The sequence below is a fragment of the Caballeronia sp. GAFFF2 genome (genome assembly GCF_023631485.1).
Lineage (GTDB): Bacteria > Pseudomonadota > Gammaproteobacteria > Burkholderiales > Burkholderiaceae > Caballeronia.
Genome location: NZ_JALQDA010000009.1, coordinates 58,095 through 72,713, shown reverse-complemented (window position 1 = coordinate 72,713; position 14,619 = coordinate 58,095). Strand labels below are relative to the sequence as shown.

14 protein-coding genes and 1 tRNA gene are annotated in these 14,619 nt (G+C 63.1%); 6 read left to right on the top strand and 9 right to left on the bottom strand.

What is annotated here, in order from left to right:
• Nucleotides 1-112: 112 nt before the first annotated feature.
• Nucleotides 113-4,879, bottom strand: coding sequence for an ATP-dependent RNA helicase HrpA (gene hrpA / locus NCT04_RS05720; RefSeq protein WP_250464305.1), 4,767 nt, complete (start codon nt 4,877-4,879; stop codon nt 113-115).
• Nucleotides 4,880-4,901: 22 nt separating this feature from the next.
• On the opposite strand from hrpA, the gene argA reads away from it, so the two are divergent.
• From argA to proP, 3 genes are all read left to right on the top strand, one after another.
• Nucleotides 4,902-6,272 carry an amino-acid N-acetyltransferase gene (gene argA / locus NCT04_RS05715; protein ID WP_244827577.1) on the top strand — a complete coding sequence of 457 codons (1,371 nt, stop codon included), beginning with the start codon at nt 4,902-4,904 and terminating at the stop codon, nt 6,270-6,272.
• A gap of 65 nt (nt 6,273-6,337) precedes the next feature.
• The gene (locus tag NCT04_RS05710; protein ID WP_244827576.1) at nt 6,338-6,610 is read left to right on the top strand and encodes an oxidative damage protection protein; all 273 of its coding nucleotides are present in this window, start codon (nt 6,338-6,340) and stop codon (nt 6,608-6,610) included.
• A gap of 669 nt (nt 6,611-7,279) precedes the next feature.
• Nucleotides 7,280-8,755, top strand: a complete 1,476-nt coding sequence (gene proP / locus NCT04_RS05705; RefSeq protein ID WP_244827575.1) for a glycine betaine/L-proline transporter ProP — start codon at nt 7,280-7,282, stop codon at nt 8,753-8,755.
• A 57-nt stretch (nt 8,756-8,812) separates the two neighbouring features.
• Here the strand turns inward: proP and NCT04_RS05700 are convergent, their stop codons facing one another.
• Complete coding sequence (locus tag NCT04_RS05700; protein ID WP_250464304.1) at nt 8,813-9,286, bottom strand: metallophosphoesterase family protein; 474 nt, start codon at nt 9,284-9,286, stop codon at nt 8,813-8,815.
• Between the two features lie 102 nt (nt 9,287-9,388).
• Here NCT04_RS05700 and NCT04_RS05695 point away from each other — a divergent pair.
• Nucleotides 9,389-9,473 (top strand) — tRNA-Leu (locus NCT04_RS05695).
• Between the two features lie 207 nt (nt 9,474-9,680).
• On the opposite strand, the gene NCT04_RS05690 is transcribed toward NCT04_RS05695, so the two are convergent.
• Both NCT04_RS05690 and NCT04_RS05685 read right to left on the bottom strand, forming a co-directional pair.
• A complete protein-coding gene (locus NCT04_RS05690) occupies nt 9,681-9,893 on the bottom strand; it encodes a hypothetical protein (RefSeq protein ID WP_250464302.1) in 213 nt (70 codons plus the stop codon).
• 132 nt (nt 9,894-10,025) lie between these two features.
• On the bottom strand, nt 10,026-10,301 hold the full coding sequence (locus NCT04_RS05685) for a hypothetical protein (protein WP_244827572.1): 276 nt from the start codon (nt 10,299-10,301) through the stop codon (nt 10,026-10,028).
• A gap of 182 nt (nt 10,302-10,483) precedes the next feature.
• On the opposite strand from NCT04_RS05685, the gene NCT04_RS05680 reads away from it, so the two are divergent.
• Nucleotides 10,484-10,837, top strand: coding sequence for a hypothetical protein (locus NCT04_RS05680; RefSeq protein ID WP_250464300.1), 354 nt, complete (start codon nt 10,484-10,486; stop codon nt 10,835-10,837).
• A 69-nt stretch (nt 10,838-10,906) separates the two neighbouring features.
• Nucleotides 10,907-12,130, top strand: a complete 1,224-nt coding sequence (locus NCT04_RS05675; protein WP_244827570.1) for an MFS transporter — start codon at nt 10,907-10,909, stop codon at nt 12,128-12,130.
• Here the strand turns inward: NCT04_RS05675 and NCT04_RS05670 are convergent.
• The 5 genes from NCT04_RS05670 to NCT04_RS05650 form a co-directional block, all read right to left on the bottom strand.
• On the bottom strand, nt 12,127-12,582 hold the full coding sequence (locus NCT04_RS05670) for a response regulator (protein WP_250464298.1): 456 nt from the start codon (nt 12,580-12,582) through the stop codon (nt 12,127-12,129). The genes NCT04_RS05675 and NCT04_RS05670 overlap by 4 nt on opposite strands.
• Nucleotides 12,583-12,627: 45 nt before the next feature.
• Nucleotides 12,628-13,260, bottom strand: a complete 633-nt coding sequence (locus NCT04_RS05665; protein WP_244827568.1) for a response regulator — start codon at nt 13,258-13,260, stop codon at nt 12,628-12,630.
• A 114-nt stretch (nt 13,261-13,374) separates the two neighbouring features.
• Nucleotides 13,375-13,950 carry a ferritin-like domain-containing protein gene (locus tag NCT04_RS05660; protein WP_244827567.1) on the bottom strand — a complete coding sequence of 192 codons (576 nt, stop codon included), beginning with the start codon at nt 13,948-13,950 and terminating at the stop codon, nt 13,375-13,377.
• Nucleotides 13,951-14,137: 187 nt separating this feature from the next.
• Nucleotides 14,138-14,299, bottom strand: a complete 162-nt coding sequence (locus NCT04_RS05655; protein ID WP_040048814.1) for a DUF1328 domain-containing protein — start codon at nt 14,297-14,299, stop codon at nt 14,138-14,140.
• 61 nt (nt 14,300-14,360) lie between these two features.
• Nucleotides 14,361-14,537, bottom strand: a complete 177-nt coding sequence (locus tag NCT04_RS05650) for a DUF1328 domain-containing protein (RefSeq protein WP_132450940.1) — start codon at nt 14,535-14,537, stop codon at nt 14,361-14,363.
• Between the last annotated feature and the right edge of the window lie 82 nt (nt 14,538-14,619).

The window sequence follows — 14,619 nt, the reverse complement described above, 5'->3', positions numbered from 1 at the left end:
GTTTGCGCTTGTCGTCGCGTTGACGAAACGCCTGTTTTTGCGCAATTTCGTTTAACGGCGCAAGAAATGCCGTTTTTTTGGCGAAAAAATCGGCATTGCGCTGCTTCATCTTTTAGCGCTGCATCGCTTCCCAGACTTTATGCAGGCGCTTCACGGAAATGGGCATGGGTGTGCGCAGTTCCTGCGCGAACAGGGACACGCGCAGTTCCTCCAGCAGCCAGCGGTATTCCGAGAGCCGCGCGTCCGCCACGCCGCCGCGTTGCGCGAGCGCGCGCTGATATTGCTGCACGAGCGGATGCAGATCCGTGGAAATACGCGCATCGCGAGCCGGATCGGCCTTCAGCTTGTCGATTCGCAGCCCGATGCCCTTCAAATAACGCGGAAAATGCGCGAGTTGCGCGTAAGGCGTGTCGATCACGAAGCGCTTGCCGATGAGCGCATTCAACTGCGACTGGATATTGGCGTAAGCCTGGGCGAACGGCTTCGCCTGCGCGAGCTTCCTTAGAAGCGCCGCGTATTCGCCGAGGATCGCGCCGACCAGCCGCGCGATCTCCTGCGCGAGCAGCGTGAGCCGGCCTTTCGCGGCATCGCGGCGAGCGTGAAAGCTCACGTCGTCGTCAGGTAGCGGGTCTTGCAAACATGCGCGATCCAGCGCCGTATCGACGATCTGATCGCGCAACTCGTCGGCGGTGCCGAGCGCCATGAACTGCATCGACATTTCGCGCAGCCCCGGCAGATTCTTTTCCAGATAGCGGATCGGCTCGCGCAATTGCAGCCAGAAGAGCCGCCGCAAGCCCGCGCGATGAATCCGCGCCGCCTCCTCCGGCGAATCGAACACTTCGACGTCGCAATGCGCGCCGCGATCGACGAGCGCCGGATAGCCGAACAGCGTCTGCCCGCGACGTCGAATTTCCAGCAGCTCGGGCAGCTTGCCGAAATTCCACGTCGTGAGGTTTTCATAGAGCGCGGTGCCGGTGGACGCGCTCGCGGCCTGCGTCTGCGGCGCGTTTGGCGAATCGGCGGAAAGTGCATCGAAAGCCGCGCTTGCCGTCAGCTTCTGGAAATGCTGCTGCGCCTGACCGCCGAGTTCCGCGCGCAATTGCGCGAGATTGCGGCCCATCGCGAGCTGGCGGCCGTGCTCGTCGATCACCTTGAAGTTCATGGAGAGATGCGCGGGCAGCGTTTCGAGCTTGAAATCCGCGCTCTTCACGGCGACTTGCGTCTGCTCCCGAATATCGGCGATGAGCGCATCGACCAAGGCGCCCGCGCCGAACCTCGGCCCCGCGTTGCGCTCGGCAAAGCCCGCCGCGTAATCCGGCAAGGGCACGACATGCCGGCGCAGCTTTTGCGGCAGCGACTTCAGGAGCAGTTGCGTCTTTTCCTTGAGCATGCCGGGCACGAGCCATTCGACGCGGCGCGCATCGATCTGATTCAGGCCATAAAGCGGCACCGTGAGCGTCACGCCGTCGCGCGGCGCGCCCGGCTCGAAGTGATACGCGAGCGTCATTTCGATGCCCGACATCGTCATGCGCTTCGGGAACAGGTCGGTGGTGACGCCGGCGGCCTCGTGACGCATCAGGTCGTCGCGCGAAAGGAACAGCAGTTGTTTGCCGCCCTCCTTGCGCTGCTCGTCGCGATACCAGCGTTCGAACGCCGCGCCGGTCCAGATGCCTTCGGGCACGAGCGAATCGTAGAAGCCGTGGATGAGTTCGTCGTCCACGAGCACGTCCTGACGGCGCGACTTGTGTTCCAGTTGCTCGATGTCCGCGACCAGCTTGCGGTTGTGCGCGAAGAACGGCAGACGCGTGTCGAACTCGCCTTCCACCAGCGCGCCGCGAATGAACAACTCGCGCGCGTACTTCGGGTCCTGCTGGCCGTAACTCACCCGCCGCCGCCCGTAGACCGTGAGACCGTAGAGCGTCGCGCGTTCATACGCGACCACTTGCGCGGCCTTCTTCTCCCAATGCGCCTCGGAAAGCGACTTGCGCAACAGATGCGGCCCGACCGTTTCTAGCCATTCCGGCTCGATCTTCGCGATGGTCCGCGCGTACAGCCGGCTCGTCTCGACGAGTTCGCCCGCCATCACCCAGCGGCCCGCTTTCTTCAGCAGCGCGGAACCCGGCCACAAATGGAACTTGATGCCGCGTGCGCCGAGATAATGCGGCTCGTCGTCGGCCTTCATGCCGATGTTGCCGAGCAGCCCCGTGAGAAGCGAAAGATGCACTTGCTCGAACGTCGCATCGGATTCGTTCAGACGCCAGCCATGTTCGCGCACGACCGTGAGAAGTTGCGAATGCACGTCGCGCCATTCGCGCAATCTCAGATGCGAGAGAAAGTTGGCGCGGCACGCATCGGTCAACTGTCGATTCGACTTCTTGTGCGCAATGGCTTCGTCGAACCACTTCCAGATGCGCGTCCATTGCAGGAACTCGGAGCGCTCGTCGACGAACTGCCGATGCGCCTGATCCGCCTGCTCCTGCGCTTCGATCGGACGATCGCGCGGGTCCTGCACCGACAACGCCGACGCGATGATCAGCACTTCCGTCAACGCGTGATGATCGCGGGCGGCGAGAATCATGCGGCCCACGCGCGGATCGAGCGGCAGCCGCGCGAGTTCGCGGCCGAGCGGCGTGAGCGCGTTGTCGTCGTCGACGGCGCCGAGTTCGTTCAGCAACTGGTAACCGTCGGCGATCGCGCGGCCCGGCGGCGGCTCGATGAACGGAAAGGTTTCGATCGCCGTCAGATGCAGCGACTTCATGCGCAGGATCACCGCCGCGAGCGACGAGCGCAGGATCTCGGGATCGGTGAAGCGCACGCGCGACTGAAAGTCGGCTTCGTCATAGAGACGAATGCAGACGCCGTCCGCGACGCGCCCGCACCGGCCCGCGCGCTGATTGGCGGCGGCCTGCGAGATCGACTCGATCTGCAACTGCTCGACCTTGTTGCGATACGAATAGCGCTTCACGCGCGCCATTCCGGTATCGACGACATAGCGAATGCCCGGCACCGTCAGCGACGTTTCCGCGACATTGGTCGCGAGCACGATACGCCGCGCGTTCGACGCCTTGAACACGCGCTCCTGTTCGGCAGCGGAGAGGCGCGCGAACAGCGGCAGGATTTCTGTATGCGGCGGATGGTGCTTACGCAGCGCCTCGGCGGCGTCGCGAATTTCGCGCTCGCCGGGCAGGAACACGAGCACGTCGCCAGGACCGACGCGGCAGAGTTCATCGACGGCATCGACGATGGCTTCCATCAAATCGCGGTCCGCCTTGCGGTCGTTGCGCTTTTGCAGCGTGCCTTGCGCCGATTTAACGGCGGCGCTGTCTTCCTCCACCGGCCGGTAGCGCACCTCGACCGGATACAGCCGCCCGCTGACCTCGATCACGGGCGCGGGCTTTTCGTCGCTGCCGAAGTGGCGCGCGAAGCGTTGCGCGTCGATGGTCGCGGACGTGACGATCAGCTTGAGGTCCGGGCGCTTCGGCAGGATTTCCTTGAGATAGCCGAGCAGGAAGTCGATGTTCAGGCTGCGTTCGTGCGCCTCGTCGATGATGATCGTGTCGTACGCGCTCAGCAGCGGGTCGGTTTGCGTTTCCGCGAGCAGGATGCCGTCGGTCATGAGCTTGACCGATGCGCCCGGCGCGAGGTTGTCGGTGAAGCGCACCTTGTAGCCGACCACTTCGCCGAAAGGCGTTGCGAGTTCCTCGGCGATACGCCGCCCCGTCGCCGATGCCGCGATCCGGCGCGGCTGCGTATGACCGATGAGACCGCTGCCGCCCGCGCCGAGACCGCGTCCGAGCGCGAGGCAGATCTTGGGGAGCTGCGTGGTTTTGCCGGAGCCGGTTTCGCCGCTCACGATCACGACCTGATTCCCTTCGATCGCGCGCGCGATCTCCTCGCGACGGGCGGAGACGGGAAGCGCCTCGGGAAAGGTGATCGGCGGGATGGGGTTGGGGGTAACGGCGCGCGCCTCGCGGCGCGGTGGGCGTACGTTGTGTTGCCTCGCGGGCTGAACTGCGGAGACTTCTCCTTGTTGCTTGGCGCGTGGTTCGCTGGCTCGCGCCGCGCGCGCTTCACGTGGTGAACGCTCGTCGCTTACGTGGCGAACCTGCCCGGCTTGCGCGTTGCGCGCGCTCGAGTGCGTTTGCGCTGCGGCCTGCTCTCGATGGGATCGGTTGTCCGGTCGTGCGCTTCGATCGACTTGCCGCGCCTCGGCCTTGTGCCGTTCGTCGCGCGCGCTGTGTTCGGCACGTGTAGTCTCCGCGCGAGAATCGTTTTTTGAAGGTCGGGTGCCTTGTGCCTCGACCGGCCGCGCGGTTGAAGCAGAAGTCGTTTGGCGCGCCTGCGTGCTGCGCTGTTCGCCGCGAGCATCGTGCGAACTACTTGCATCGCGCGAAGAGGAAGGTTTGGCGATATCGCGTGCGCTTGCCGGGCGCGCGAGCGACGTGTTCCGATCAGCCGATGCATCCAGCTTTCGCGTCGAAGGTTCCTGCGGCGCTTTGCGCTCCACGCGACTTTGCGGTGCGACTCCTCGCGACTCCTGCGTGACCGGAGACTGCGGCTTCGGCTTCTGCGACTTGGCGGCAGCAACTCCGGCCGCTTGCTGCGCGCCGCGCCGAGGCTGCGAAGCCACCGGCGTCGGCGACTTCGCATTCTGCCCGTGCGAACCCGAAGTCCCAACCGCGCCCTCAACCGCACCGCCGCCCGCAAATCGCCGCGCGGCCAGTTCCTTCTTGCTGAGACCGGCAGCCTCGTCCTCGCCTGTCTGCGCGTCGCGCAGCAAGCTTTCGCGCAGTTTCTTCAACTGCTCCTGGGTATCGAGCGACTTGTCGGCGGATGGCGGCTTGCCGCCTTGGGTGGGGCGTCTGGAAACATTCGGCATAGCATCGCATTATAATCCCGGCATGAATTCCCCTACCGACCTCGCCATCCCGTCGCAGCCGGCCGCAGTCGAAGCCGAAGCGCCGAATCCCCACGCCCAGTTCGTCGACTGGATGCGTTCCGTTGCGCCCTATATTCACGCGTTCCGAAACAAAACCTTCGTGGTCGCGTTTGGCGGGGAACTGGTGCAGGAAGGCCGCCTGAACGCACTCGTCCAGGACGTCGGACTGTTGCACGCCATGGGCATCCACGTCGTATTGGTGCACGGCTCGCGTCCGCAACTCGACGAGCAACTGAGTCTGCACGGCGTCGAATCGTCGTTCTCGCACGGGCTGCGCATTACCGACGCGCGCGCGCTCGAATCCGCGAAGGAAGCCGCTGGCGAAGTGCGCCTCGACATCGAAGCCGCCATCAGCCAGGGCTTGCCGAACACGCCGATGGCTCACGCGCACATCAGCGTGGTGTCGGGCAACTTCGTGACGGCGCGGCCGGTCGGCATTCTGGATGGCGTCGACTTCCAGCACACGGGCGTCGTTCGCAAGATCGACGGCGATTCCATCCGCCAGTCGCTTGCGAGCAACAAGCTCGTGCTCTTGTCGTCGCTCGGTTTTTCGCCAACTGGCGAAGCGTTCAATCTGTCGATGGAAGACGTCGCGTCCGCCGCGGCCATCGCCTTGCGCGCCGACAAGATCATCTTCGTGACCGAGATTCCCGGCCTCGAAGATCAGGAAAACGAACTCGTGCGGGAAATGTCGCTCGACGACGCTTACCGGCTCCACGAAAGCGGCGAGCTTCAGGGCGATACCGCGTTTTATCTCAAGCACGCCATTCGCGCCTGCCGCGGCGGCGTGGCGCGCGCGCACATCATTCCGTACAAGCTCGACGGCAGCGTGCTGCTCGAACTCTTCCTGCACGACGGCGTCGGCACGATGATCTCCTACGAGAATCTCGAAAGTCTGCGCGAAGCGACGCCGGACGACGTCGGCGGCATTCTCACGCTGATCGAGCCGCTCGAATCCGACGGCACGCTCGTGCGGCGCGGACGGCATCAGATCGAACGCGACATCGACCACTTCTCGGTCATCGAGCACGATGGCGTGCTCTTCGGCTGCGCGGCGCTTTATCCGTACACGCAGGAGCGCATCGGCGAGATGGCGTGTCTGACCGTCGCGCCCGAAGCGCAAGGTTCCGGCGATGGCGAGCGCCTGCTCAAGCGCATCGAACAACGCGCGCGCGCTCGCGGTCTCACGCGCATTTTCGTGCTGACGACGCGCACCGAACACTGGTTCCTCAAGCGCGGTTTCGTGAAGGTCACGGTGGACGACCTGCCGGAAGACCGCCGGCGACTCTACAACTGGCAGCGCAAATCGCTCGTCCTGATGAAACAGCTTTGAACCGACATTGCACGCGCCGTGCGCACGAACGCACGCGCTCCGCTACTCAATAGGAGAAACAGACGATGGCCCGAATGATCCAATGTGCGAAGCTCGGCAAGGAAGCCGAAGGACTCGACTTTCCGCCGCTGCCGGGCGAACTCGGCAAGCGCATCTATGAAACCGTGTCGAAGGAAGCGTGGCAGGGCTGGCTCAAGCAGCAAACCATGCTGATCAACGAAAACCGGCTCAATATGGCCGACCCGCGCGCGCGCCAGTACTTGCTCAAGCAAACGGAGAAGTACTTCTTCGGCGAAGGCGCCGACACCGCGACGGGATATGTGCCGCCGCAAAGCTGAACTTAAGCCTAATTGGCTCTCAAAAAAACCGGTCCGAGTGGCCGGTTTTTTGTTGCGCGCTCGTCCTTTTCAACAAGCGCTTAAGGACAAATTCGACTAAGCGTAATCCTAAGCCCAGCAAGGGATTGCGCGTTTTCGAGAGAGCGCCCGGACAGGCTGGTTTGCGCTTCGTCTGTCATCGTGTTATCATCTTGCTCGTTATCAACAGCAATTCACCATCATTCGCGCGGTCAGTTCGAGCTTAAAGCCTGAATCCGAACGCGGCAGTGACAGTTTCATACAAAGAGGCTTGTCGGTTTTCGAGCGACATCAAAACGTCGCGCCGGCCTTTTTCGTTTCAAGCCTTGCTTTTCGCCGACGTCGCGGCCCACCCGCGGCAACTCGCTGAGTTCGCCGTCCGCACGTCAAATTCGTTTGCTATTTCCCGAGTGCAATTTCGCGACTTCTTCCGCGAGGCACCGGCACCGCATTTGCTACGCATTTTTCAGCGCTGACTTCATTCAGGGCTGCGCGGAGCTATCGCTTTCGGCCATTGGCTGAAAGTACGCATGCGGCGCCGTCGCGAAACTGCACTATTCCGGCCGATATCGGCAGTAGTCGCCGCCCTCGGAGCGGCGCACCCGGCGCTGGCATCGCGCGCGCGGGGTTGAACACGGAGTCTCTCGCACTATGAATGCTTCACATGACGGCCTCTGGCGCAAACGAGGCGCATCGAACCAGGCGTCCGATATGACGCTCGACGACATCACCATCGTCGATCAATCGCTTCTCAAGCGCGCGGTCGGCGCCATGGCTATCGGTAACGCGATGGAATGGTTCGACTTCGGCGTGTACAGCTACATCGCCGTGACGCTCGGCAAGGTCTTCTTTCCGTCGAGCAGTCCGGCCGCGCAGTTGCTGGCCACCTTCGGCACGTTCGCGGCCGCGTTTCTCGTGCGCCCGATCGGCGGCATGGTGTTCGGTCCGCTCGGCGACCGCATCGGCCGCAAGCGCGTGCTCGCGATGACCATGATCATGATGGCCGTCGGCACCTTCTGTATCGGTCTCATTCCGAGCTACGCGACCATCGGCGTGATGGCGCCGGTGCTGCTGCTCGCCGCGCGTTTGTTGCAAGGCTTTTCGACGGGCGGGGAATACGGCGGCGCGGCGACGTTCATTGCCGAATTCTCGCCGGACAAGAAGCGCGGCTTCATGTCGAGCTTCCTGGAACTCGGCACGCTCGTGGGCTATGTGCTCGGCGCAGGCGTGGTCGCGGTGTTGACTGCCGCGTTGTCCGAACAGGCGCTCCTCAGCTGGGGCTGGCGCATTCCGTTCATGATCGCGGGTCCGCTCGGGCTGATCGGCTTGTATATCCGGATGAAGCTCGAAGAGACGCCCGCGTTCCAGCGCGAGGCGGAAAAGGCCGAAGCCGTGTCGCACGAAACGACCAAGCAGCAGTTTCGCGAAACGCTCGTGCAGCAATGGAAGCCGCTCTTGCAGTGCGTGGGCCTCGTGCTCATTTTCAACGTGACCGACTACATGGCGCTGTCGTATCTGCCGAGCTATCTCTCGGCGACGCTCAAGTTCAACGAGACACATGGCCTTTTCATCGTGCTCGTCGTGATGGTGCTGATGATGCCGCTCACGCTGTTCGCGGGCCGTCTGTCGGATACGATCGGCCGCAAACCGGTGATGCTCGCGGGTTGCGTCGGCTTATTGCTGCTGTCGATCCCGGCGCTCTCGCTGATCCGCCTCGGCACCGTGCCTTCGATCTTCGCGGGCATGATGATTCTCGGTGCGCTTCTGTCGTGTTTCACGGGCGTGATGCCGTCGTCGCTGCCGGCGCTGTTCCCGACGAAGATTCGTTATGGCGCGCTCGCCATCGGCTTCAACGTGTCGGTGTCGCTGTTCGGCGGCACGACGCCGCTCGTGACGGCGTGGCTCGTCGACAAGACCGGCAATCTGATGATGCCCGCGTACTATCTGATGGGCGCGTCGATCATCGGCATCGTTTCGGTGCTCGCGCTGCGCGAGACGGCCAAAAAGCCGCTGAAGGGCTCGCCGCCCGCGGTGGCATCGCATTCGGAAGCGCATGCGATTCTGCGCGGTCATCGCGAGGCAGCAGAGATGGATGGCTCGTTTCCCGAGAATACCGTTCGGGCTTGAGCATCGAGGTTGAGTCGTTAGAACAAAAGCCGACGCTTGCAAGAGCGCCGGCTTTTTTTAATCGATGAGCGTAACGATGCGCGCCTTTATGTCCGTGTCCTCAGAGTCACCCGTCTCGCCGATTTCGAGCAGACCGACCGTGATCGGCAACTTGAACCTGCGCGGCCCCGCGCTACCCGGATTCACGAACAGCACGCCATTGCGCTTCTCGACGAGCGGCTTGTGCGAATGCCCGGTCACGACGACATGGACGCCATCGAGTGCTTTCGGCACATCGGCGATATCGTGCACGACGTGAATCGTCGCGCCCGCCAAGTCGATGCGCGCGTGCTCGGGCAACATCGCGACATCGTCGCCGATATCGTTATTGCCGCGCACGACGGTCAGCGCAGCCAGTTGCGCCAGCGTATCGAGCACTTCGCGCTTGCAGATGTCGCCGGCGTGGATGATGTGTGCAGAGCCGCGCAGGGCCTCGAGCGCTTCGGGGCGAACGAGATTGTGCGTGTCGGAGATGAGGCCGATGAGGGTCATGTTTTCTCGTCGATATGCGCTCGGAGCGCGGGCCATTCACTTGCTGTCGTCGCGCTGTTTTGGCGCGCTGCATGGCAGTGGTAGAATTCGCGTCCGCCCTCTGCCGGGGTGATGAAATTGGTAAACATAGCGGACTTAAAATCCGCCGCCTAACGGCTTGCCGGTTCAAGTCCGGTCCCCGGTACCACTCGCCCATGGTTTCACGCTGAATCGACAGCATAAAGCCAGACGTCTTTTATCGCGGCGCGCGCTGTTTCCGTTCAGACTTGAACGACCACGAACACAATTGAAACCACCACGCGGGTGAGAGCGCTGCGGGCCGAGACCGCGCCCCGCTTGCGGGATCTACCCCGTTGCGCTTTCCTTCGCCTGCCTGCTTCATCGACACTGCGGATCACACCGCATTCAACAAGCGTTCTGCATCCCTCACTGCATCGAACAAGGCTTCGATCGGCGTTTCGCGGTCGAGCAGGCAGAGATGCTCGATATCGAACGGCAACGCATCCACACCGATAAACCTCACGGTGCCTCCAAAACATTCACGTCCTCTTCCCCGGCGAACCGAGGCGATATAGTTCGGCGTGACGTAAAGCGCAACGGGCGTCATGGCAATCTCCGCAAACTGGCTTGAGCCGATCGGCGCAGGACCGAGCGGTAAGGCCAAGTCTAGCGACCGATAATTCGCGCGCGCACCCTCGCCTCGCGGGGATGACATCCCTCCCTGCGCCGCCACCCGCCGTTACAACCCGTGCGCCAATACGCGCGCGATGTAGTGGCGCCCCCACGCCTCGCCATGCGCGAGGGCTCCGGCTATCGTCTCGAACGGACCGTGCGGGCCGATCATCTCGCCGGAATCATCGACCAACCGCGAGCCGTGCACCGCTTTTCCGTCGATGCGCGCCACCCGCACACGAACCGCATAGCCCGCGCCGGACTCGTTTTCGCTTTCTTCCGCGTTGAGCGCCAGCAGATATTCGCCGGCTTCGATATCTTTGCGCATGACGATGGCCTCCACAAAACGAAACGCTATCCGCCGATTGTGCTACCGCCGCGCGCCGCATGCACGACAGGCAAGCACGCCAGCCAGCACGACGCCAATGCGGTCACGCAAGCCGCGCCCGCATGTTATAAAGCTCGCCATCCCCTGATTTCGCTCCGATGCGCCCTCGCGCGGCCGAGCATTCACCCTGTTCACCAATGATTACCCGTTCCCGCCTCCTCTTGCTGGTCTGCCTTCCGCTCGTGCTTTTGTCCGGCTGCACTTCGTATTACCGCAACGTCGAAACGTGCAAGGACCGCGTGCGCGCCGAGTATCCCGACGCCGCAAGCGCGCCACTGAAGCTCACCGGATCGGGCGCGAGCTACCACGGTTCGCGCGTCGTCGTGCGCGGCGAATTCCCGACGCAGCCCAAGCCGCCCGCCACGAAAATCGTCCAGACGCCCGCCGCCGCCGAATGCACGTTCGCCGAGAACACGCTGACCGGCTTTCAATGGCTCGCGCCCGCCAGGCTCGTGAAGAAGCCGCAGCCCACGGACGATGCCGCGCAGTAAGGCGGGCGACCGGAAGCGCGCATCTCCACGGCGGCTCGCCGCCGTTCTCGCGCTCAACTCAAGGCAACCATGACCGCTTCGTCCGATTCCTCGAGTCATCATCAGCACTATTCGCGCGCTACGCTCTGGCTGCTTGCGACCATCGCGGGCGTATCGGTCGCCAACATCTACTTCAATCAGCCGCTGCTGGGCGATTTCCGTGGCTCGTTTCCCGGCAGCGCGTATCTGATCGGCGCGGTGCCCGCCGCGACGCAACTCGGCTACGCGCTTGGCATGCTCGTGCTGGCGCCGCTCGGCGATCGCTTCGACCGGCGGCTTCTGATCCTGCTCCAACTGGCCGCGCTCGGCGTGGCGCTCGTGGTGGCGTGCGTCGCGCCGACGCTCGCCGTGCTGATCGCCGCGAGTCTTGCCATTGGCGTCGTCGCGACCATCGCGCAACAAGCCGTGCCGTTCGCCGCTGAACTCGCGCCAGCCGCCGAGCGCGGTCATGCCGTCGGCACGGTGATGAGCGGTCTATTGCTCGGCATCCTGCTCGCGCGGACGGTGTCGGGTTTCGTCGCCGAATACTTCGGCTGGCGCGCGGTATTCGGCGCTTCCGTGATCGCGACGATCGTGCTGGCGGTCGTCGTCGTTGCGCGGCTGCCAAAGAGCCGTCCGACGTCTACCTTGCCCTACGGCAAGCTGCTCGTGTCGATGTGGCATCTCGCTGTCGAGAATCCCGGGCTTCGCGAAGCATCGCTCACGGGCGGCGCGCTCTTTGCAGCATTCAGCGCGTTTTGGTCGCTGCTCACACTCCTGCTCGCGGGCGAGCCATTTCACATGGGACCGCAGGCCGCGGGACTATTCGGTATCGTCGGCGCGGCGGGCGCGCTCGCGGCGCCGCTTGCAGGCAAGTCGGCGGACCGGCGCGGGCCGCGCGCGGTGATCACGTTGTCCATCGGGCTCGTTGCGCTGTCGTTCGTGGTGTTCGCGTTTTCGGCGCGCAGCATCGCGGGGCTGGTCATCGGCGTGATCGTGCTCGATATCGGCGTGCAGGCCGCGCAGATATCCAACCAGTCGCGCATTTACGCATTGAAGCCGGAGGCGCGCAGCCGCGTGAATACGGTTTATATGGTGGCTTACTTTATTGGCGGGGCGTTGGGATCGGCGCTGGCTTCGCTCGCCTGGCACGCAATGGGATGGACGGGCGTTTGCGTCGTCGGGCTGGCTGCGACGGCGCTGGCGGCGTTCAGTCACTGGCGCGGGCGGGAAGCGGCAGATTCGTTGGCGGGCTCCGGCGGCGGGGATCGCTAACCGCGCTCACCTTGTCTTTGCCGCGCGTGCCGGCAAAGCGCATCCAGCACCCGATCGAACTCCAGCGATTTATCGAAGAAATGGCGCACGCCATATTGCTGGCAGCGCTCGCGATACGTCGGCAACGCGTGATTGGTGAGCACCGCGACAAAGGCCTCGTCGTGTATGGATGCCTTGCCGCTCTCCTGCAACCACGCCAGTACCTCGATGCCCGAGCCGTGCCTGAGTTGCAAGTCGATGATCACCGCATGGAACCGATGCGACGACAAGAGCGCGATGGCTTCGTCTGGAGCCTCGGCGAACGCGGTCACGCGCCACGGACCGAGCGCGTCGATGGCTTCAGTCAGGCTGCGCCGGATCAGCGGCGAATCCTCGATAAGCAGCACCGCGAGCGGCGTGTCGCGCGCTTCGCGTTGCTGCGCACGGTCGTCGGTGATGATGTGCTTGCCCACTTCGGGCGCCCTCCGGTTCAGCTTGCTGTCCGACTGCGCGTCGCGCTATTCGATCAGGCCGTTCTTGATTGCGTAGTACGTGAGATCCGCGTTGTTCGCCAGCCTCATTTTTTCGAGCACGCGCGCGCGGTACGTGCTCACCGTCTTCACCGACAGATGCAGTTCTTCCGCGATCTCAGTCGGAATACGCCCCGCCGCGAGCTTGCAGAAGACCTGAAACTCGCGCTCGGACAACGCCTCGTGCGGGCGTTCGGCGGCAGGCTTGTCGAGCTTGTCGGCGAGCGCGTCGGCGATGAATTCCGACAGATACCGATGCCCGCGCGCCACCGTGCGAATCGCCCGGACGATTTCCTCCGGCGCCGCGTCCTTGTTCAGATAACCGTTCGCGCCCGCCTTCAACAAGTTGATCGCGTACTGACTCTCGGGATAGCCCGACAGCATCAGCACGCCCTGCTCCGGACGAATCTGCTTGATGACACGCAAGGTATCGACGCCGTTCTTGTCGGGCATCGCGATGTCGAGCAACACCACGTCGAACGCCTGAACGCGCACGTGCGCGATGGTTTCGTCGCCAGTGGAGGCTTCCGCCGCCACTTCCATATCGGGCTCGTCCGCGACGAACTGCTTGAAACCGCTGCGTACGATCGCATGGTCGTCGGCTATCAGGACTCGGATCATTCGCGCTTGAAATCAGGGATGAGCCGCCATTGTACGCATGCGCCCACGCAAAAGATGCGCGGTCTCGGACGAGTTCCGCGCATCGCGTGACGTCATGCCGGCATGCCCTGCTATTTAGCCGTTACGGCCTTCCAGCAGATCGGCCATGTCGTCGGCGTGCTCTTCTTCCACCGCCAGAATGTCTTCGAAGATACGGCGCGTGGTGACATCCTTGTCGCCGAGATAGCGAATGATCTCCCGATACGTATCGATCGCAATCCGCTCGGCGATCAGATTCTCGCGGATCATGTCGATCAGGTCCGAGCCTTCCTTGTACTCGGAATGCGAGCGCGACTTCAGGCTGTCGGGTGCGAAGTTCGGCGCCCCGCCCAGTTGGACGATGCGCTCCGCGAGCGTATCGGCGTGTTCCTGTTCCTCGTTGGCGTGTTCGAGAAACTCTGCCGCCACAGCTTCAGAATGAATGCCCTTGGCCATGAAATAGTGACGCTTGTAGCGCAGCGTGCAGACGATTTCCGTCGCGAGCGAGTCGTTCAGCAGCTTTAGCACGACTTCGCGGTCGGCGCCGTAGCTCGGCGTGACCGGGCCCTCGTCCATGTGCGTGCGCGCATCGGCGCGGATCTTTTCCACGTCGAGGACAAATGCGTCCCGCGATTGAGTCGGCGCGGCTTGTACAGCAGACGATTTGGACATTTGGTTCGCTCCTTGATATTTGATGAAAGACGTTCGCTGGAGCAGGCCTACGCGTGCCGCTTCGTTCATAGGGCCCTGCTATCCAATCAAAAACTCCGATGCACGCGCCATGCCTGCTCCCACCAATGCCTCGCAAAAGGCGCGGGCCGCGCGAGCGGCCCGGTGCAGCAAGGCTTTCAGGCGTACGTCAGGTTCGAAACACGCCCAGCAGCAACGTGACGACGAACACCACCAGGAAAATGTAGAAAAGGATCTTGGCGATTTCCGCGGCGCCCGCGGCAATGCCGGTAAAGCCGAACACGGCCGCGATTATCGCGATGACGAAGAAAACGGCAGCGTAATGAAGCATGGAATCCCCCTGACTTGCTTTTGATGGTCTGATTCAGGTTCGGGCGCGAGTGAGTTGGTCGCTAATCGACTATTTTCTTGGTGACGACGAAACCGAGCACCAGGAACACGACGCACAGAATCAGGAACAGCACGAACAAGAATTTGGCGATGGTCGCAGCGCCCGCTGCCACGCCCGTGAACCCGAGAAGACCGGCGATCACGGCCACGATCGCGAAAAATAATGCCCACTTCAGCATGATCGTTCCCCGTTGGAATGATTGAAAAATGATGACGAACCCATGCTAGCCGGGCCTTTGGGCGTGCGCATCCGGGCTGGCT

What these genes read in the sequence shown, in the direction of transcription:
- hrpA (WP_250464305.1), bottom strand. Translation starts at nt 4,879, where the DNA reads ATGCCGAATGTTTCCAGACGCCCCACCCAAGGCGGCAAGCCGCCATCC.
- argA (WP_244827577.1), top strand. Translation starts at nt 4,902, where the DNA reads ATGAATTCCCCTACCGACCTCGCCATCCCGTCGCAGCCGGCCGCAGTC.
- NCT04_RS05710 (WP_244827576.1), top strand. Translation starts at nt 6,338, where the DNA reads ATGGCCCGAATGATCCAATGTGCGAAGCTCGGCAAGGAAGCCGAAGGA.
- proP (WP_244827575.1), top strand. Translation starts at nt 7,280, where the DNA reads ATGAATGCTTCACATGACGGCCTCTGGCGCAAACGAGGCGCATCGAAC.
- NCT04_RS05700 (WP_250464304.1), bottom strand. Translation starts at nt 9,286, where the DNA reads ATGACCCTCATCGGCCTCATCTCCGACACGCACAATCTCGTTCGCCCC.
- NCT04_RS05690 (WP_250464302.1), bottom strand. Translation starts at nt 9,893, where the DNA reads ATGACGCCCGTTGCGCTTTACGTCACGCCGAACTATATCGCCTCGGTT.
- NCT04_RS05680 (WP_250464300.1), top strand. Translation starts at nt 10,484, where the DNA reads ATGATTACCCGTTCCCGCCTCCTCTTGCTGGTCTGCCTTCCGCTCGTG.
- NCT04_RS05675 (WP_244827570.1), top strand. Translation starts at nt 10,907, where the DNA reads ATGACCGCTTCGTCCGATTCCTCGAGTCATCATCAGCACTATTCGCGC.
- NCT04_RS05665 (WP_244827568.1), bottom strand. Translation starts at nt 13,260, where the DNA reads ATGATCCGAGTCCTGATAGCCGACGACCATGCGATCGTACGCAGCGGT.
- NCT04_RS05660 (WP_244827567.1), bottom strand. Translation starts at nt 13,950, where the DNA reads ATGTCCAAATCGTCTGCTGTACAAGCCGCGCCGACTCAATCGCGGGAC.
- NCT04_RS05655 (WP_040048814.1), bottom strand. Translation starts at nt 14,299, where the DNA reads ATGCTTCATTACGCTGCCGTTTTCTTCGTCATCGCGATAATCGCGGCC.
- NCT04_RS05650 (WP_132450940.1), bottom strand. Translation starts at nt 14,537, where the DNA reads ATGCTGAAGTGGGCATTATTTTTCGCGATCGTGGCCGTGATCGCCGGT.